Origin of the sequence: Shewanella xiamenensis (assembly GCF_024971755.1) — a bacterium.
Taxonomy (GTDB): domain Bacteria; phylum Pseudomonadota; class Gammaproteobacteria; order Enterobacterales; family Shewanellaceae; genus Shewanella; species Shewanella xiamenensis.
Map to the genome: position 1 here is coordinate 1278264 of NZ_CP079718.1, position 18425 is coordinate 1296688.

15 protein-coding genes are annotated in these 18425 nt (G+C 45.6%); 11 read left to right on the forward strand and 4 right to left on the reverse strand.

The genetic code is table 11. The features are described 5' to 3' along the window. Positions 1-46 precede the first annotated feature (46 nt). The 8 genes from KXJ80_RS06795 (at position 47) to KXJ80_RS06830 (ending at position 7530) form a co-directional block, all read left to right on the forward strand. The gene (locus tag KXJ80_RS06795; protein WP_218738023.1) at positions 47-1078 is read left to right on the forward strand and encodes a DUF2804 domain-containing protein; all 1032 of its coding nucleotides are present in this window, start codon (positions 47-49) and stop codon (positions 1076-1078) included. A gap of 52 nt (positions 1079-1130) precedes the next feature. Further along, entirely contained in the window at positions 1131-1994 is an 864-nt protein-coding gene (locus KXJ80_RS06800) for a sterol desaturase family protein (RefSeq protein WP_218738024.1), read from the forward strand. 176 nt (positions 1995-2170) lie between these two features. Further along, on the forward strand, positions 2171-2806 hold the full coding sequence (locus KXJ80_RS06805; RefSeq protein WP_055647732.1) for a hypothetical protein: 636 nt from the start codon (positions 2171-2173) through the stop codon (positions 2804-2806). Positions 2807-2974: 168 nt separating this feature from the next. Next, positions 2975-4372 (forward strand): UDP-N-acetylmuramate:L-alanyl-gamma-D-glutamyl-meso-diaminopimelate ligase, encoded by a 1398-nt coding sequence (mpl, locus tag KXJ80_RS06810; RefSeq protein ID WP_218738025.1) that lies wholly within the window; start codon positions 2975-2977, stop codon positions 4370-4372. A gap of 1 nt (position 4373) precedes the next feature. After that, the gene (locus tag KXJ80_RS06815) at positions 4374-5033 is read left to right on the forward strand and encodes a flavin prenyltransferase UbiX (protein ID WP_218738026.1); all 660 of its coding nucleotides are present in this window, start codon (positions 4374-4376) and stop codon (positions 5031-5033) included. A 7-nt stretch (positions 5034-5040) separates the two neighbouring features. After that, positions 5041-5571: a hypoxanthine phosphoribosyltransferase gene (hpt, locus tag KXJ80_RS06820; protein ID WP_037421839.1), complete on the forward strand. Its 531-nt coding sequence runs from the start codon at positions 5041-5043 to the stop codon at positions 5569-5571. A 253-nt stretch (positions 5572-5824) separates the two neighbouring features. Next, positions 5825-6763 carry an ABC transporter ATP-binding protein gene (locus KXJ80_RS06825; protein WP_047539469.1) on the forward strand — a complete coding sequence of 313 codons (939 nt, stop codon included), beginning with the start codon at positions 5825-5827 and terminating at the stop codon, positions 6761-6763. Continuing rightward, positions 6760-7530 carry an ABC transporter permease gene (locus KXJ80_RS06830; protein ID WP_011715945.1) on the forward strand — a complete coding sequence of 257 codons (771 nt, stop codon included), beginning with the start codon at positions 6760-6762 and terminating at the stop codon, positions 7528-7530. The genes KXJ80_RS06825 and KXJ80_RS06830 overlap by 4 nt, the downstream gene beginning before the upstream one ends. 112 nt (positions 7531-7642) lie before the next feature. On the opposite strand, the gene KXJ80_RS06835 is transcribed toward KXJ80_RS06830, so the two are convergent. The 3 genes from KXJ80_RS06835 to rluA form a co-directional block, all read right to left on the reverse strand. Then, positions 7643-11281 carry a S8 family serine peptidase gene (locus KXJ80_RS06835; protein ID WP_259474640.1) on the reverse strand — a complete coding sequence of 1213 codons (3639 nt, stop codon included), beginning with the start codon at positions 11279-11281 and terminating at the stop codon, positions 7643-7645. A 208-nt stretch (positions 11282-11489) separates the two neighbouring features. Then, on the reverse strand, positions 11490-11951 hold the full coding sequence (gene asnC / locus KXJ80_RS06840) for a transcriptional regulator AsnC (protein WP_011073571.1): 462 nt from the start codon (positions 11949-11951) through the stop codon (positions 11490-11492). Positions 11952-12046: 95 nt separating this feature from the next. Beyond that, on the reverse strand, positions 12047-12724 hold the full coding sequence (gene rluA / locus KXJ80_RS06845) for a bifunctional tRNA pseudouridine(32) synthase/23S rRNA pseudouridine(746) synthase RluA (RefSeq protein WP_037427817.1): 678 nt from the start codon (positions 12722-12724) through the stop codon (positions 12047-12049). A 187-nt stretch (positions 12725-12911) separates the two neighbouring features. Here rluA and KXJ80_RS06850 point away from each other — a divergent pair, with 187 nt between their 5' ends. The 3 genes from KXJ80_RS06850 to KXJ80_RS06860 all read left to right on the forward strand — a co-directional run bounded on the left by KXJ80_RS06850 (position 12912) and on the right by KXJ80_RS06860 (position 15957). Next, positions 12912-14828: a peptidase U32 family protein gene (locus KXJ80_RS06850; RefSeq protein WP_047539475.1), complete on the forward strand. Its 1917-nt coding sequence runs from the start codon at positions 12912-12914 to the stop codon at positions 14826-14828. A 171-nt stretch (positions 14829-14999) separates the two neighbouring features. Beyond that, on the forward strand, positions 15000-15434 hold the full coding sequence (gene tnpA / locus KXJ80_RS06855) for an IS200/IS605-like element ISShes8 family transposase (RefSeq protein WP_039978090.1): 435 nt from the start codon (positions 15000-15002) through the stop codon (positions 15432-15434). A 148-nt stretch (positions 15435-15582) separates the two neighbouring features. Beyond that, complete coding sequence (locus tag KXJ80_RS06860) at positions 15583-15957, forward strand: PH domain-containing protein (protein WP_037421824.1); 375 nt, start codon at positions 15583-15585, stop codon at positions 15955-15957. 65 nt (positions 15958-16022) lie between these two features. Here the strand turns inward: KXJ80_RS06860 and KXJ80_RS06865 are convergent, their stop codons facing one another. Continuing rightward, complete coding sequence (locus KXJ80_RS06865) at positions 16023-18308, reverse strand: toxin-antitoxin system YwqK family antitoxin (RefSeq protein WP_259474641.1); 2286 nt, start codon at positions 18306-18308, stop codon at positions 16023-16025. Positions 18309-18425: the final 117 nt, after the last annotated feature.

An 18425-nucleotide genomic window follows, 5' to 3' on the forward strand; every position in this document is an offset into this window, starting at 1 on the left:
AAGAGAGCATAAATGCTCCCTCGAGTGCAAAAGCAAAGGCGAAGTTATGTCTAGGATTATCACCCAAATCGCCCCCGACAGTTTGATCAATGCCAAAGGTCAGCCACATTTTGGTCATTTCGACGGTATAGTCAGTCGCTTAGGTTTAGCGGATTTTGCCTATTTCGATACTATGGATAAGCCCGCATCGGCTTGGGCGAAACGGTTTGACTATAAGCAGTTCCAATTTATTTCTATCGTTACGCCCCGTTATATTATTGGTGTTGCGCTCGCGGATATCGCCTACCTTGGCAGTGGATTTTGTTATTTATACGATATTAAAAACAATAGGTTAACTCAGCAGGACTGGCTAAATCCCCTTGGGTTTGGCTACCGGATGACGCCTTCTCCAGCCAATGGCACGGCAACCATTGGCGGCAAAGGTAAGCGCATAACCTTTAAAATCCAAGAGGGGAGTTGGCATTTAGTCATTGATACTAAAAGCATTCAAGCCGATTTAACCTTACATGCATTGCCTTTAAGTTTACCTATGGCCATGTGTAGCCCCACGGGATACAACGGCTGGACCTATACCCAAAAACACAATGGTTTATCGGTCAAAGGACAACTCACCGTAGATCATGAACCGCAGCCATTGAATTTCGCCCTCGCAGGCTATGATTTTTCCGCGGGATTTATGCGCCGAGATACCAGTTGGCGTTGGGCATCGCTGAGTGCGCAAATTGACGACGGAGTGATTGGATTAAATCTTGCTGCGGGCGTGAATGAAACTGGTGCTAATGAAAATGTGTTTTGGATCAATGGTGAGCGGCATTTACTCGGACCAGTACAATTTGAATTTGACCGTCATGGCCAGCAGGGCACAGATCTCTGGCGTATTCATAGTCACGATGGCCGCGTCGATTTAGAGTTTACCGCGAGAAATTGCCGCAGTGAGAAACGCAATTTTATCTTGCTGAAGAGTAACTTCCGTCAATATCTGGGGCTTTTTAGCGGTTTTATCATTGACAATCAGGGGCGGAGATTCCAACTCAACAATGTATTGGGATTAACCGAGGATCATTACGCTCGCTGGTAGAACATAGGCAAATTTACGCTTTAATACAATAATAACAATAGGATAAAGGTATATGGATATCGCAGCGTTAATTAATCATCCCGAAGTACTGTTACTGGTACTTGCCCCGCTTTTTTTTGTCTGCATGTTGCTGGAATGGTACTTAGGTGACAGAAGACAAAAACTGCCCGTTAGCGCCCGTTACTATCCAAAGGAAGTGTTGTGTAATTTTAGCCTCGCCGCCATGCACCAAGGGGTGGATATCTTGGCCGGCCTGCTGATCGCTAAATTGTATCTTGCGGTATTTGGTTGGAAATTATTCGATATTCAAATGGGGCCATTCAGCTTTGTGCTGCTGATGATTGCCCAAGATTTTTGCTATTACTGGTTCCATCGTGCGAGCCATAGAGTACGGTGGATGTGGGCAGCCCACGTGGTGCACCATAGTTCGGAGAATATGAATTTTAGCACCGCGTTTCGCCAGAGTTTGATGTATCCCTTCGCTGGTATGTGGGTGTTTTGGTTGCCGTTGGTAATTTTGGGTTTCGACCCTAATTGGGTGGTTTTTGTGGTGCTGCTCAATTTGGGATTACAGTTTTTTGTGCACACCCAAGCGGTGAGAAAACTCGGCCCATTGGAATGGCTGTTTAATACGCCTTCCCACCACAGGGTGCACCATGGGCGTAATCCGCAATATATCGATAAAAATTATGCCGGTATCTTGATTATCTGGGACAAACTTTTCGGTACCTTTGTTCCTGAAGAGGAAACCGTGATTTACGGCATCACTAAACCCGTCAACAGTTTTAATCCAATCAAAGTGACCTTTAGCGAATGGCGCGATATGTTTAGTGATGTCACGACTAAGGGGCTGAGCTTTTCAGAGCGGCTTAAGCTGTTATTCGCCCCTCCTGCCAGTCAGCAAAAAGATAAGTGAGTTGCTTAAATTCAGGAATCATCCATCTTCAAATAGTGCAAATGGGTAATTGGAGTCAGATCTTAACCTTGCTAGCCTACTTTTCTTTTTTTGCAAATTAATCGCTGAAAAAATATACAGAGTCACGCTTTGGTGGTAATTTTTTGTACAAGTGATTCATCTGAGTAGGTTGTCGTATGGTTGATGAGCCGCATTTAACCTTAGAGGAATTAGCTTGTTTTAGAGAGCTATTTTCCCCCAATCGTATAACCCATAGCACTGAGGATGCTCATCCTGAGCCTTTGGTTAACCATGTATTAACGGTCAAAACCGAGGTGCCACAGGCACTCGCCTCGCTATTGGGTAAGGCCAAGCTGACCCTATTGGCTGAAGTCGGCTCCTATAAACTCTGGTTTCCCCTTGAGATGCGCCTCGATGATTTTGGCCAATTACAGCCAACTCTTGGGGTGCCTGAAGTGTTAGACGCAAAAGGGGCTGAGCGGAGTTGGCGTTTGACTCAGCCTGAAGATGTGTGGATCTTCGACCAAGATCAGGGTGAACAATGGTCTGTGGTGTCTTTATCTAGTTCTGGCATGGCGATTCGTGCTAAATCACCGCAACAGTTTGAACAGTTGGTCGATAGCCAAGAACTGCAATTACAGTTACCCGATGGTGAAACCATGCGGGTTAAAATCGAGCCTATCCGCCATGAAGAGGGACTGGCGATTGTCAGATTTCAGGCCGAAGCCGAAGAGCGAGAAGCCCTACGTCAATTCCTCTTTAATCGTCACCGCAGTCAATATCCCAAGCTCTATGCCAGCTTGCGCGGATAAGTGAGCCTAGTGGCATAATTCTGTTAGTTAAACTTCAGCCAATTGTTAAAATTTATTCCACTCTCAGGATCTTTGCCGAAGATGTGGCTTTTCCGAGATCCTAACCTGCCAATCTGCTGTGCTATGGATTAGAATAGCCTTGAATTCAAAAACATCAGAGCGAGCGGTATGCACGTACATATTTTAGGAATTTGTGGAACCTTCATGGGTGGTATTGCACTCTTGGCTAGGGCAAAAGGGCACAGAGTGACAGGCTCGGATGCCAACGTCTATCCACCGATGAGTACGCAGCTTGAAGAGCAAGGTATTGAACTCATTCAAGGTTTTGATCCAAGTCAGTTAGGTGAAGCGGGTAGTTATCCTGATCTTGTGGTGATTGGTAATGCCATGAGCCGAGGCAATCCTTGTGTCGAAGCGGTATTAAACTTTGGGATCCCTTACACCTCTGGACCACAGTTTTTAGCCGATCATATTCTGCCTGAACGTTGGGTGTTAGCCGTGTCTGGTACCCATGGAAAGACTTCCACTTCAAGCATGCTGGCGTGGATCTTAGAGGATTGTGGTTATCAACCCGGTTTCTTGATTGGCGGCGTGCCGCAAAACTTTGGCGTGTCGGCCCGTTTAGGGGAATCGGCGTTTTTTGTGGTCGAAGCCGATGAATACGACAGCGCCTTCTTCGATAAGCGTTCTAAATTTGTGCATTATCATCCCCGTACGCTGGTGATCAATAACCTCGAATTTGACCATGCCGATATTTTTGCCGATTTAGCGGCGATCCAAAAACAATTCCATCATCTGATCCGTACCGTGCCAGGGCAAGGCAAAGTGATTTGGCCTGCCGATTCCCACGCGGTAAAACAAACCATTGAGATGGGCTGCTGGAGCGAGCAAGAGACCTTCCACACCGCTGAGGTGACTAAGGGTTGGCATGCTAAGGCTTTAAGTGATGATTGCCACGAGTTTGAAGTCTTCTTCGACGGCGAATCCCAAGGTGTGCTCGAATGGGCGCTGATTGGTCAGCACAATATCGAAAATGCAGTAATGGCCATCGCGGCCGCACGCCATGTTGGGGTTAAACCGAGTGCTGCTATTGCAGCATTAACTCGCTTTGTGCCGCCGAAACGTCGTCTGGAGCTGTTGGGCACTGTCCACGGCGTGAGTGTATACGATGATTTTGCTCACCATCCAACGGCGATTGCGACCACCATTAAGGGCATGCGTGCCAAGGTTGGTCAAAGCAAAATCACTATCGTATTAGAGCCACGCTCGAACACTATGAAGAGTGGGGTGCACAAAGACACGCTGGCTCATTCCATGCTGCAAGCGGACGAAGCCTTTTTATATCAAGCCGATACTATAGATTGGAACATGAAAGAGGCGATGGAAGCGGCGGTGATCCCTGTGACTGTTCTGCATCAAATTGATGATGTTGTCGCTAAAGTGGCTGCCTCGGCAAAAGCGGGTGATACTATCGTGGTGATGAGTAACGGCGGCTTTGGCGGCTTACATAAGAAACTGTTGGCGGCGCTCGAAGTGAGCCCACAGTTTGTTCAGCAGGCGGACTAATATGGTCTATGCCAAATCTGATAAAGCCATTAGCTTAGCCTGGACTGGTGCCTCGGGCGCGCCCTATGGTTTGAAATTATTAGAATGCTTATTGGCCTCGGGCTATCAAGTGTTTTTAATGATCTCAAGCGCCGCCCGTGTGGTGCTGGCCACTGAGCATGGCTTGCAGCTTAGTGCTAATAGCGATAAAGCCAAGGCACAATTGCTCGAGGTGCTGGCACAGAAGAAGATAACCTTATCTGGCGAGTTAGTGGTATTAGGCAAAGATGAGTGGTTTTCGCCGCCAGCTTCAGGCAGTGCTGCCCCTAAACAAATGGTGATTTGCCCTTGCTCGACGGGGACACTGGCGGCTGTTGCCACTGGTATGAGCAACAATTTGCTCGAGCGCGCGGCAGATGTGGTGTTAAAAGAACGCGGTCAACTGATCCTCGTTCCGCGGGAAACTCCCTTTAATGCCATACACTTAGAGCATATGCTCAACCTATCGCGCTTAGGTGTCACTATTATGCCTGCGGCGCCTGGCTTTTATCACAATCCCAAATCGGTTGAAGATCTGGTAGACTTCATGGTCGCTCGAATCCTCGATCATTTGGGCGTTGACCATGCATTAACGAGTCGTTGGGGTTATGACAATCACTCCCCTACTGACATCGACAATTGAGACTGATATGAAACACACCACCGAAGTGATGATCTCCGCTGAAGAGATTAGCCAAAAATTGGATCAAATGGCCGAGCAAATCAATGCCCACTATGCCAACAGCGAGCGTTTGCTGATGGTGGGATTATTAAAAGGCTCAGTCGTATTTATGGCTGATCTGTGCCGCCGTATTAAAGGCCATGTTGAAATCGATTTTATGTCGGTTTCGAGTTATGGCAATTCCATGACCAGCTCACGGGATGTGAAAGTGCTGAAGGATGTGCAATCGGATATCGCGGGCCGCGACGTGTTGATTGTGGAAGACTTAATTGACTCGGGTAACACCTTAAACAAAGTGCGCGAAATGCTGTTATTGCGTGAGCCAAAGAGTTTAGCCCTGTGCACTCTGTTGGATAAACCCGAGCGCCGCGAAGTGGATGTCAAAGTCGACTTTATCGGTTTTACTATCCCAGATGAGTTTATTGTGGGTTACGGCATCGATTATGCTGAGCAATATCGCAACTTACCTTATATCGCCAAAGTGGTGCCGCTCGAATAAGCTCAGATGCGTTATGACTCAAACTCCCGCCTAGGCGGGAGTTTTGTTTTGTGTAGAAAGTTGGTCACACGAATGCGATTTGGTGTAACTGACCTATGTGTGTGGAGATCTATTAGTTATTTTTAATAAATTAATAACTATTTTTTCAATCAATTAGAGTCATAATTCGTTTTTATACAGCTTAGCGTATTGCAATTGCTGTTTTCGTCACCATTTTAGTATTTCGTTTATTCTTTCAGGATCAGGTAGCACTATGGCCAAGCATGCCCATGCTCTCGTACTCGAGGGGCTAAAAAAAACCTACAAAGGCGGTGTAGAAGCGGTAAAGGGCATTAGCCTTACCGTTGAACAGGGAGACTTTTTTGCACTGTTAGGCCCTAACGGCGCGGGTAAGTCGACTACCATTGGGATTATCAGCTCCTTAGTGCAGAAAACTGCTGGCTCTGTGCAGGTTTTTGATTTTGATATCGATAAGCAACTCGAGGAAGCCAAGCTGTGCATAGGTTTAGTGCCACAGGAATTTAACTTCAACCAGTTTGAAACTGTGCTGCAAATTGTGGTGAATCAGGCGGGTTATTATGGCGTACCTAAGGCCGTGGCTCTTGAGCGAGCCCAAAAATACTTAAGCCAGCTTGATTTGTGGGAGAAGCGTAATAGTCAGTCCCGCACCTTGTCGGGGGGGATGAAGCGGCGGTTAATGATTGCCCGCGCCCTGATGCACGAACCTAAGTTACTGATCTTAGATGAACCAACTGCGGGGGTCGATATTGAGCTACGACGCTCAATGTGGGAATTCCTCAAGCAAATTAATCAGCAGGGTGTGACTATCATACTGACCACCCACTATCTTGAAGAAGCTGAAATGTTGTGCCGCAATATCGGCATTATCGATAAGGGCGTGCTGGTGGAGTGTACTAGCATGAAGGCCTTGCTGAGTAAGCTGAATCTTGAAACCTTTATCCTCGACCTTCGCCGCGATATCAATGTCGCGCCCACACTCGATGGCATGGTGTGCCGTTTAACCGATCCGCATACCTTAGAGGTCGATGTGGCAAAGGATCACAATCTCAACGATGTGTTTACCCAATTAACCGCGGCCAATGTGGAAGTGTTGTCGATGCGCAATAAGTCCAATCGGTTAGAAGAATTGTTTGTGGAGTTAGTGAAGAAAACCCAAGGAGCTAAGGCATGAAACAGCTGTATTTTATCGCCTTCAAAAGCATATTAACCAAGGAAATCAACCGTTTTACTCGGATCTGGATCCAGACTTTAGTTCCGCCTGCAATCACTATGACCTTGTATTTTTTGATTTTTGGTAACTTGGTCGGTAGCCGCATTGGTGATATGGGGGGTGTATCTTATATGGAGTTTATCGCGCCAGGCCTAATCATGATGTCGGTGATCACTAACTCCTATTCGAATGTGGCGAGTTCTTTCTATAGCGCGAAATTTCAGCGTAATCTCGAGGAGTTAATGGTCGCGCCCGTGCCTCACTATGTGATGATCGCAGGCTATGTAGGGGGCGGTGTCGCTCGGGGGTTATGCGTTGGTTTAATCGTGACGCTGGTGGCGATGTTCTTTGTCGACATCAGTTTGCACCACGCGGGCCTAGTCGTCATGACGGTATTTTTAACCTCAGTGTTATTCTCCTTAGGGGGATTAATTAATGCGGTATTTGCCAAGAGTTTCGATGATATCAGCATCATCCCGACGTTTGTGCTCACGCCATTAACTTACCTTGGTGGAGTATTCTATTCACTGTCGTTACTGCCATCCTTTTGGCAAGGCGTTTCGGCACTCAACCCTGTGGTCTATATGATCAACGTCTTCCGTTACGGTTTCTTAGGTTTTGCCGATATCAGCATTCCGCTTTCTATTGGCATCATGGTGGGCTTTTGCGCTGTACTTTGGGGTGTTGCGTATTACCTTATTTCAAGAGGTATTGGGCTGCGTTCGTAATCCGGTTCTTGTTCATACCATCAATGTCTCACGTATTTCAGGACAGGACACATTGAATAATAAAAAGGGAGTCATTTAGACTCCCTTTTGTTTACTTACTTATGTGAACAGATTACTTCATACGACGACGCAATGCCGCCAGAGGTAATAACAATGCCGTTAACCAACCCAGCGCACCGCCGGAGGTACCGCCAGCATTGTTTGCTTTTGTTGTTTTAACTGTCACTGTTGATGTACCAGTATTACTATCATCTACCCCATCAGATGCGACAACGGTAAATGTGTAAACGTTGTCACCTGCAGGGGCTGTAAATCCAAGTTTATCTGAGCCGTTAACAAAACTTATTGCAGGACCAGATGTTTGCTTCCAAGTGTAAGTTAAAGTATCGCCATCAGCATCTTTACCATTTGCTAGCAAGGCTACATATGAGTTCTCAGTAGCATTTGCACTGGTAGGAGAGACTGTTGGCTTAGTGTTATTAATCAACACTGTCACTTTGGCTGGTGCAGAAGCATTCCCCATCGTATCTAGAGCAATAACTTCAACTTCCATAGTTTTGCTTTGCTGATTAATTACAGCGTCGTCACTTAAGCGTACTGTTCCATCTTTAGCAACTAAAACCATACTGCTATTCGAGCCTGTAGTCACAAATTCGGAGAACGGGCTTGTCAGCATATCAGGGTCAGTCGCTTTTATTTGTCCTAATACGGTCCCAGCAGCAGTACCTTTCTTAACTGATAGTGTTAAGTTTTCTACCGTTGGCGCTGAGTTACCTTCATCAGTGGTATTAGCCACAACAGACATAGAGCCTGAGTCCGACAGGAACATAAAGCCTTTAGCGTTATCACCAACTTGAGCTTCTAAAATCGCACTTTCACCTGGTTTGAGTTCAGTGACTTCTTTTCCATCGCTATCCACTAACATGGCTGATGTTCCTGAGCCATCAAGTACAAGCGATGCAACAACACTGTCTTCATCACCAGAAGGTGTCGGAGCCCAATCACTGTCTTCTACACGGTAACGAACTTTAATGGTTTTACCTAAGTCTGCTTCAGTTAACCCCATGTCTTCAAAACACACTTTGCTGGTTAGGAAGTCATTACCTGTGACGTGGAAAACAGGCTCAAGCGTACCTGATGAAGTGCCATATTTAGCCACTAAACCATAGATTGATCTTGGATAGGCATCGTTAAACCAGTTTAGGTTTGCGGTTGCTGCTGTATAGTCCCAAACACCGTCATTGTTTAGGTCATAGTCTACGTCATAACTGGCCACTAACGCATGAACGATAGGATCGCGCATTTGTAAGGTGTTATAGATTGCAATGCCAGTATCACATGAGCTACTGAGCAACAGTTCACTCGATGCATTTAACAAGTCATGGCGTTTAGATTCGTCGACAGGGCTTGTTGCGATCAATGGAGCTGTAAATGGATCGGTAATTGAGGTTGCACCAACGTTGGTTAGTGTACGAACTAAACCGTCTTCAGTGACTTCAGTTTCAACTGAAATTGCCGCCGCTGCTTTAGGTAACACGTGGTATACCAAGTGGAGTGCTTTCGATTCACCATCCATGAACTCAATTGCACCATCGTATTCAGATAGCGTCAGTGCTACTGATGCATCTGCAGCAGTTCCGTCTAGTTCATATGATGAGGTTAGCGTCCATTCTGGCAACTTAGTTGGATCAATCGTTGCAGTAACATCAAAATCAACGGTTTGTCCGGCAGGAATAGTGACACTGGCTGGTAATGCAAAACTTAAGGCGCCTGAATCAAGATCGTTTTGGAAACGTTGATCGACTTTTAAGGCGTAAGTTTTTTCAGCCGTAGAGAAGTTTTTAACAGTAACTGTCTTAGTGATTGATGTGGTTTTGTTGAGCGCTAATAAGCCAAAGGCTAACGCCGCTTGTTTGGTGTCTTTATTCCAAGCCGCAACGGGCAGATTAATGGCTTTTTCTACGTCAACTAAACCTGAACCGATATAGCTGATAGGTGCAAGCTCTGTATCAGGGTTGATTTCTTTAGGTTCCAGCGTTACATCAAGGTTAGCAGCGTTCATGATGGTCGCTTTTACCTCAAATGCATTGCGATGAGGTAAGGCTTCACGAATGATACTGACTGCACCAGCTGTAATCGGGCTAGAGAATGATGTGCCGCTGATTGGACTTAATCCTTCACCTAATCCTGGGTGTGCGGTGAGAATATCAGTACCAGGTGCGGTGATCTCAGGTTTTAAGGTTCCGCCGATTGATGGACCTCTTGACGTAAAGGTCGCAATGGCACCTGCGGTAGTGACTTCAGTTGATGTAATACTAAATGGAACATCGCCAGATGCGAGTGCTGCTTTGATTGCATCGCCATCTTCCTTAGAAACCATTACCGAAGGAATGGTGATCTTGTCGTCGGTCCCGCCCATCACAATCGCACCAGCATTGGCTGCGTTGTTAGCCACAATAACAAATGAGGCTCCTTTTAGTTGAGCATTTAGTACCTTAACTGTAAAACCACAGGTTCCGCGGTCAATTAGCACCGTTTTGCCTGTTAAATCTTCAGTATAAGCCGCGCAGCCATTTTTATTAGCAGCAGGGTAAACAATCGGTGCAACGGTATTTGTGAAGCTATAAGCATTGGATTTATTAAATCCAGCACCAATTGCTGTGACTGTATTACCCGCTATGGATGCTTCAATTTTGCCAACTTTAGTCGTTGGATGCGTCATTGCGCCAACAGAAAGAGCGCTATTAGTGGTACTTGGGCCACCGACCACAAAAGGTGTTGGACCATCGTTACCGGCTGAGATCACAAGGTTTACACCTAGTTTGACCATTTCATTGATCATGGCTTGAACGGCGCCGTCCTCTACATCACCAAAATCACCGCCTAACGACATGTTAACAGTGTCGACGCGATCGCTTATGTCTCCATCACCGTTTGGATCCATAGAGGCTTCAAGAGCGTTTAATTGAGCGATACCAGAACAGCCAGAGTTACATACTGAATATACGAGCAGCTCAACATCTGGAGCTGTTCCAACAACAGAATGGCTTACATGAGTACCATGATTGGTTGTGACATCAATTGGGTTTGGATCATTATTAACAAAGTCCCAACCTCCAATGACTTTGCCTTGTGGCCAGTTTGGCATTTCACTTTTTGCTGCGACGGCTGCTTTGTAGTCAGCAACTAATCCTGAGCCACCTAAGGCTTTGTGGGTATAGTCAACGCCAGTATCGAGCACGGCAACTCGTTGACCTTTACCCGAGGCAATACCTGCATCAATCACTGCTTTTGCTTTGATGTATTCAGCGCTTGCGGCAACATCTAATTTGTAGTCATAGATTGGCAGAATAGCCGCTACTTCAGCGTTGTTAAGCAGGGATGCAATTTGCTTATGATTACCTTCCACAACAATCGAGTTTACTAATTTTGATGTTGTTGCAACGATTTTTAAATCAGCATCCATGCTGTTAATTGCATTTTTGACTTTGGTTTGAGAGCTTTCAATTTGGCTCATGACCGATTGCTTATTAAATCCCTTCAGCTGGCTTTGTTGCCCAAGAGAAGGTGCCTTTAATTTTACCATCCAAGCTACAGCTTGTTTTTGTTCGTTACTATCATTTTTAGTAACGCTTAAGCCTGCATACTTATCAGTTGTTTGATTGGTTGTATTGTACTGAGCAGTTGTACCTGCAACAGCAGCACTTGATAATAGTGCCGCGGAGATAGCGATAGATAGTTTTGTCTTCACAACTTCATTCCTTGTCAATTAATGCTTGTAGTGCAAAATTAATCGCACTTGTAGCTAAATTGTTATAATTATGCTGCGCATTTTGTGGCTAGCAATGGAGTTGTAACACAAAAATATCGTACGGTTAACACTTTTGAAGTAAAAAAGACTTAAGTCATACTTTTGCAATATATCGTTCTGTTTGTTGAGCTTTATATTCGTGGGTTGATTAAGGCTTTACTGCCCGTGTAATCGGGTTTTGCAGGCTGATCAGGGTTTCAGTCGATTGAATTTCGTCGATTGATTGGATGCGGTTAATCAGCACATGTTGCAGGCCATCGATGGATTGGCACATGACTTTGACAAAAATGCTGTAGTTGCCAGTGGTATAGTAGGCTTCAACCACTTCTTCTAGGGCGTTTAGCTTGGCGATGGCGGCGGGGTAGTCGCCAGCACTTTTGAGATTAATTCCAATAAAACAGCAGACATCGTAACCCAGTGCCTTGGGATTGATGGTGATCTGGGCACCCGTGATAATCCCCGCTTGTTTCATTTTCTCGACACGCACATGAATGGTACCCGCACTCACGCCAAAACGTTTGGCAAGTTCGGCAAAAGGTGTGCGCGCGTCTTGCATTAAGGCTTCGAGGATATGGTTATCTAGCTGATCACGCTGAAATGCGGTTTCCATAAATAAACTCTCTATAACATAATGAATTGTCATAAAGTTACGTTTTTTTATAGGGAATGGCTACTGCTTTTGCGTTTTTTAATTGTTTTTAGTGATCATTGCTCACCTTCTGGTTCGCAAAAGGAGGCATTAGCGCTGAATGTCATAGGTTCACCCGTATATGGGTGTTTGATCGTAAGCTCTGCGGCGTGGAGTAATAATCGCGGTGCTAAGGATTTGGCCAGTGGATCGGCGTAAAAGCCATCGCCTAGGATCGGATGGCCGAGTGCCATCATATGTACTCTGAGTTGGTGTGAGCGCCCAGTAATCGGCTTGAGTTTAACCAGCGTCGAGCGCTTGGCGCGGCTTAACACTTCAAAATGGGTCAATGATGGCTTGCCAATGTCGTGGTCAACTTTCTGTTTTGGGCGATTGGGCCAGTCGCAGATCAGCGGATAATCTACGCTACCTGTATCGTTTTTGACATGGCCGGCGACTCTGGCGAGATAGGTTTTGCTGGTTTCTCTATCATGAAACTGGCGTTTTAATTCGCGTTCGGCGCTACGAATGAGCGCAACCACTATTACACCTGAGGTCGCCATATCAAGGCGATGGACGATTTGGCAATGCGGATGCTCAGCTTTTACTCGGGCGTACACACTGTCGTAATGGGCGGGATCGCGACCAGGCACTGATAACAACCCCGAAGGCTTGTTGACGACGATAATGTCTTTATCTTGGTAAAGCACATCGAGCCAGGGAGTTGTTGGTGGTTGGTAAATAAAATCAGTCATAATCGCGCCTATTCAATAATGCGCGGCAAAGATACTCCGCTAGGCTCTGGGGTGCAAGTTTGTTGTCTCTCCTCCTGAGTTCGCCTCGCTTTAATCCAGCGAAAAATGATTTGCAGATAGAGCTGGATTTGAGTTTTTGTTATACTCGTCACCTTTTTCGTTATTGTTCATTTTGAGCCTGTGAAGTATGAGCCAGCCAGAGATTTACACCCCTGAGACACTTTCTCACGTTAATAACCGTCTAGAGTTATTGGCGCCAGCAAAAAATGCCGATTATGGTATTGAAGCCATTCGCCATGGTGCCGATGCGGTTTATATCGGTGGTCCAGCATTTGGGGCGCGTGCGACGGCGGGTAACAGTGTGGAAGATATCGCTCGCCTATGTGCTTTTGCACACAAGTATCATGCTCAAGTGTTTGTCGCCCTCAATACGATTCTGATGGACGATGAGCTCGAAACCGCAGAAAAACTGATTTGGGATGTGTATAACGCGGGCGCCGATGCACTGATTGTGCAGGACATGGGCGTATTGCAACTTAACCTGCCGCCGATTGCGCTGCATGCTAGTACGCAAATGGACAACCGTAATCCCGAAAAAGTGGCCTTCTTAGAGCAAGTGGGATTCTCGCAGGTGGTACTGGCGCGCGAGCTGGGCTTAAGCCAAATCCGTGAGGTTGCGGCTCATACCAATATGCAGATTGAGTTCTTTATCCACGGCGCCCTGTGTGTGGCCTACAGTGGATTATGTAACTTAAGCCATGCCTTTAGTAATCGCAGTGCTAACCGCGGTGAATGTTCGCAAATGTGCCGCTTACCGGGCAATCTTAAGACCCGCCAAGGGGATGTGTTGGCGCAAAACGAGCACTTACTCTCATTAAAAGATAATAACCAAACCGATAACCTCGAAGCTTTGATTGATGCCGGTGTTCGCTCCTTCAAAATTGAGGGGCGTTTAAAAGATTTAAGTTATGTAAAAAACGTGACTGCTCATTATCGCCAAAAACTCGATGCCATTATGGCGCGTCGCCCTGAGTTTGTGGCTTCATCCCATGGCCGTACTGAGCATACGTTTACCCCAGATCCCGAAAAAACCTTTAATCGTGGCAGCACCGACTATTTTGTCCATGAGCGTAGCCAAGGGATTAAAGATTTTCGCTCGCCCAAATATATTGGCCAAGATGTGGGTAAAGTGGTTGCTCTTGGTAAGGATTTTATTCAAGTCAGTTCAACCCACGAATTTAATAACGGTGATGGGTTAGCGTATTTTCCACCCAATTATGCGATGGCAAAGCAGTCCGACGACAAGTTGCAAGGTTTACGGGTAAACCGCGCCGAAGGCCATAAGCTGCATGTGTTACAAGTTCCACGGGATTTACGTGTTGGTATGACTTTATACCGTAACCATAATCAGGCATTTGAAGCCTTGTTAGCGAAAGAGTCGGCCAAGCGAATTATCGGTGTAGATATGCGTTTAACCGATACCGCCAGGGGCGTAGCGCTGACTTTAACCGATATCTACGGCCTCAGTGCTACGGTTGAGTTGGAAGTTGAAAAGACGCCCGCCACCGACGCTGAAAAAACCTTGCAGACGATTCGTACACAATTATCCAAGCTTGGCAGTACCGATTTTACGGCGCGCCAGATTAGTATCGAAACAGCTCAGCCTTGGTTCCTGCCTGCTTCAACGCTTAACGGCCTGCGCCGTGATGCGGTAGCGGCATTAGAACTTGCCCGTGTTGAGGGCTACCAACGCCCAAAACCTTGGAAATATAACCAAGATGCTGTGTATCCATTCAAACACTTAAGTTACTTAGGTAACGTGGCAAACGAAAAGGCCAAAGATTTTTATCAGCGCCATGGCGTGATTGAAATTCAGGATACCTACGAGAAAAACGGCGTGACTGAAGACGTGCCTTTGATGGTGACTAAGCACTGCCTGAGATTTAACTTTAATCTTTGTCCTAAGGAAGTGCCGGGAATAAAGGCCGATCCTATGGTGCTCGAAATCGGTAACGATGTACTTAAGTTAGTATTTGATTGCCCTAAGTGCGAGATGCTTGTTGTCGGTGAAAACCGTCAGGTTCGCGGCCAAAAAGCGCTTTAATTAATGCCTTGATAGCAAGGGAGCATTGAGCATTCAATGCTCCCTTTTTTTATTTTTAGCCCAAAACCACCTACTTCAGTAGGTGGTTATCATCATTTGAGGCTTTGCCTGTATACCTACCCATGTTAAATGCATCTTTGATTTTTAGCGAAGTCAAAAGAGGCAAATAACATGAGTAGATACGAGCAAGCATCGCATGTGTTCTGGCGATGTCAATATCATATAGTCTGGACACCAAAGTACCGCTTTCGGATATTGAAAGGTAATGTCGGAAAAGAGGTTTATCGATGCATTCAGGTTTATTGCCATCAAATGGGATGCATAGTCATGGAGCTAAATGTTCAAGTTGACCATGTTCATTTAGTGGTGAAGGTACCTCCGAAGATATCTATATCGAATTTAATGGGGGCGTTAAAAGGTAAGATAGCTTTGAAAATATTCAGTAAATTTCCTTACCTACGTAAGAATAAACTTTGGGGAAATCATTTTTGGCAGAGAGGATACTTCGTCGATTCGATTGGAATTAACGAGGAAATAATCCGTAGATACGTTAGGCATCAAGAGAAAGTAGAGCGGCAAGAGCAGGGTCAACTTGCTCTTGAATAAAGGCCCCCTTTTAGGGGGTTAAAACAAAGCCACCTTCTTCAGAAGGTGGATTCTTTACTGTTTTTCAGCTGCTCAGCTTTCTCATTGTTGCCTATGGGTTACTGAAAGGATACTTTATTGAAAAATTTTAATAATAAAGGATGTCAGCATGGGACTATTAGATGGGTTGCTCGGAAATGCTTCTGAGGTGAATTTACAGGAGCTGGCCGAAGAGCTGCGCCCAATCATGGGGATTCAGGAAGAATTAAAGCTGGCCTATAAAGTGGTCCGCGATCTGTTTGTATTTACTAATAAGCGCTTGATCTTAATTGATAAGCAAGGGCTCACGGGCCAAAAAACCAGCTATCACTCCGTGCCCTATAAATCTATCACCCATTTCGAAGTAGAAACTACAGGCCATTTCGATATGGATGCCGAGCTAAGAATTTGGATTTCAGGTCGAAGTGAGCCACTGGTAAAGGAGCTTAAGCGCGGCACCGATGTGGTCGGGATCCAAAAGACTATCGCCACTTTCGCACTGTAGTCTTTTGATTTAATACTTTTATATCAAGATATTATAAGCAAGCAGGTGTGCTTGCTTATATCCAATCAATTTAATACTCGGTAGTTTATGTCGTTAGACTGTTCTATCGGTTTGCCGCTCATAGTGTAAGTTTCTGATAGTGTGATTCGACCTTGCTCATCATATTGATTATGGATGCCGACCCAAAATTGCTCTTCTCCTTGGAAGTGTAGGTTACCCTCCTCAGCGATTTGGCTGTTGGGGTGATAGCGCTTCATGGCGTAGAGTTGGCTATCTGGGTCAAATTTTAAATGATAAGAGAGGATAGGAGCGGGTTGTTTTGCTTGCTGCCAGGTTGCGGTGTCTGCTCCAGTTGAAGTCACTTCTGTAAGATTCAAGTGAGTTTTATCAGCACCAGCTTGAATTGTTGCAGTTTGTTCCTGTGTATCCTCTGCGCCATCAAAATAATGGCGGCTTTCATTGAGCTTACCATCGTCGCTGAGCCACGCTTCACGATACAGTTGCCCTTGAGGCGTAAATCGTTGCCAATGGCCGACATCAAGGTAATCACCATCGATATAGGTGATAAAACCCGTTTCGATGAGTTTGCCTTGTTCAGAAAAGGATTTTGAGCTGTATCGTTCTCCTTCTAGGCGAGTTAACAACCAACGAATTGTCCCATCTTGATAGTATTCTATCCGAGTATCAGGAGTGCCTTCTTGATAGTATTGCCTTTGATTATTCTCAAGATTATAGCCGCAGCGAGTATTTGAGTGGCTCTCAAAGGATTCAAGGATGCCCTGCTTGTTGTAGGCGCTACTTTGTTTGAGATAACCCTGTCCCTCTCGAACGACATATTCTGTAATAGTGCGGATGGTGCCATCTTCATAAAACCAGCGCGCTGTGCCATCACGATTGCCTTGGGTATGGGGCAAATACATTTGAATTTGTTGGTTTTCATAGTATTCAATAAAAGGCGCGATCGAGAGATTATGTCGATATTGACCTTCGGCAGATAGGACTCCGCTCTCATAGTAACTGCGAAATAATCCTTCTCTTAAGCCCTTTTCAAGGTAGATTTCAAGGGCGAGTTGGCCATTTTCATGGTACCAAGTGGCAAGGCCCTGTTCATGGCCATTTTCAAAGGGAATGCACTGTTCTAACTGCCCATTGGGATACCATTGTTCACTGTTGCCATGGGCGATACCGTTACTAAAATTGAGCTGCTTGGCGAGTACGCCATTGGGGTGCCATTCTTGACGTAGGCCTTCATTTACCCCCTGTGAATTGAGTTGTACTCGCCAAGCGAGTTGGCCGTCTTCATAGTAAGTTTCAATGCGTTTGCCCACCTGATTGAAGTGGACTTCTTGCTTCAGATTGCCATTGGGATGATACCAAAGCTCGTTAACAGGCTTACCCATATCATGGGTTAATTCGGCTTGCAGCTTGCCATCCTCATAGTACATATACTCAATTCCGTGGATGTGATTTGCCACCATTGGGCGCGTCAGCCATAGATTGCCAGATTCATAATAGCGTTTTAACTGATTGATATAATTGCCTTCGCTATCCTTTTCTGCGGTTTCCCTTATCTGACCATTACTATGGTAGTAGGTGAGTAACATACCATCGAGCTGGCGTTCTTCGACTTGATTGATTTTTCCTTCATGGTCGTACCAAGTTTGGCGGCCAAGTTGTTGGTCATTAACGAAATGCCCCTCAAATTGCAGTACACCTAAGGCATTGAGCTGGCGCGTTATCCCGTTGCGCTCACCAAAGTAATTGCAATCTACCGCCTGAGTGATGTTAGGGGATAGGGTGATTATCCTCAGCAGCGAGCGCCCTTGCTCGGTATGAATTTGATGTAAAGTACGCTGCAATTTCCCTGTGAGGCTGGAGAAATCTTGCATATCGCCTTGAACGGTATGAGCTGAGTCGATAATAAAATGGCAAGTCACTAAATCTTGTTGGTTATAGAGTTCAACTTGCCATAGTGTTTGCTGGGCATTATTGGGATGAGGGAGCAGACTACAGGTTTTATCTTTGCCTAGATAAAAATATTGCCCAGGTCCATTGACCTCAATGCTGTCAAACTGAGTATCGTGAAAAGTACAGGACTCATGTTTATGTTCCCAGCCAAGGAGTTCAATGGTTTGCGGGTTATCAAAATAATATCGATTTATCGCTGCCTGAGTATCCACTCGATTGGCTTGCGCCGGAGTGGCCTGGATGGCAAGGCTAAAATAAGGCTTAAACGAGGAGGCTGCTTGAGTGGCTTGCGGCCGAGCTGCTTGAGATGGAATGTCTTGCTGGACGCCGCGTTTTTCTTTGGTATTAAACAACTTTGCTTTAAATGCGTTCAACAACGACATAGGTCAACATCTCCAAATCCATATGATACAACTGACTTATCTGGTAAATTTCTTAAGTCAAATAGGCCTATGATAACGGGTTATACTTTGGTTTCTCAATAGATTATCTTGCCCTTA

Coding starts and splice junctions, on each gene's coding strand:
- KXJ80_RS06795 (WP_218738023.1), top strand. CDS start 47: ATGTCTAGGATTATCACCCAAATCGCCCCCGACAGTTTGATCAATGCC.
- KXJ80_RS06800 (WP_218738024.1), top strand. CDS start 1,131: ATGGATATCGCAGCGTTAATTAATCATCCCGAAGTACTGTTACTGGTA.
- KXJ80_RS06805 (WP_055647732.1), top strand. CDS start 2,171: ATGGTTGATGAGCCGCATTTAACCTTAGAGGAATTAGCTTGTTTTAGA.
- mpl (WP_218738025.1), top strand. CDS start 2,975: ATGCACGTACATATTTTAGGAATTTGTGGAACCTTCATGGGTGGTATT.
- KXJ80_RS06815 (WP_218738026.1), top strand. CDS start 4,374: ATGGTCTATGCCAAATCTGATAAAGCCATTAGCTTAGCCTGGACTGGT.
- hpt (WP_037421839.1), top strand. CDS start 5,041: ATGAAACACACCACCGAAGTGATGATCTCCGCTGAAGAGATTAGCCAA.
- KXJ80_RS06825 (WP_047539469.1), top strand. CDS start 5,825: ATGGCCAAGCATGCCCATGCTCTCGTACTCGAGGGGCTAAAAAAAACC.
- KXJ80_RS06830 (WP_011715945.1), top strand. CDS start 6,760: ATGAAACAGCTGTATTTTATCGCCTTCAAAAGCATATTAACCAAGGAA.
- asnC (WP_011073571.1), bottom strand. CDS start 11,951: ATGGAAACCGCATTTCAGCGTGATCAGCTAGATAACCATATCCTCGAA.
- rluA (WP_037427817.1), bottom strand. CDS start 12,724: ATGACTGATTTTATTTACCAACCACCAACAACTCCCTGGCTCGATGTG.
- KXJ80_RS06850 (WP_047539475.1), top strand. CDS start 12,912: ATGAGCCAGCCAGAGATTTACACCCCTGAGACACTTTCTCACGTTAAT.
- tnpA (WP_039978090.1), top strand. CDS start 15,000: ATGAGTAGATACGAGCAAGCATCGCATGTGTTCTGGCGATGTCAATAT.
- KXJ80_RS06860 (WP_037421824.1), top strand. CDS start 15,583: ATGGGACTATTAGATGGGTTGCTCGGAAATGCTTCTGAGGTGAATTTA.
- KXJ80_RS06865 (WP_259474641.1), bottom strand. CDS start 18,308: ATGTCGTTGTTGAACGCATTTAAAGCAAAGTTGTTTAATACCAAAGAA.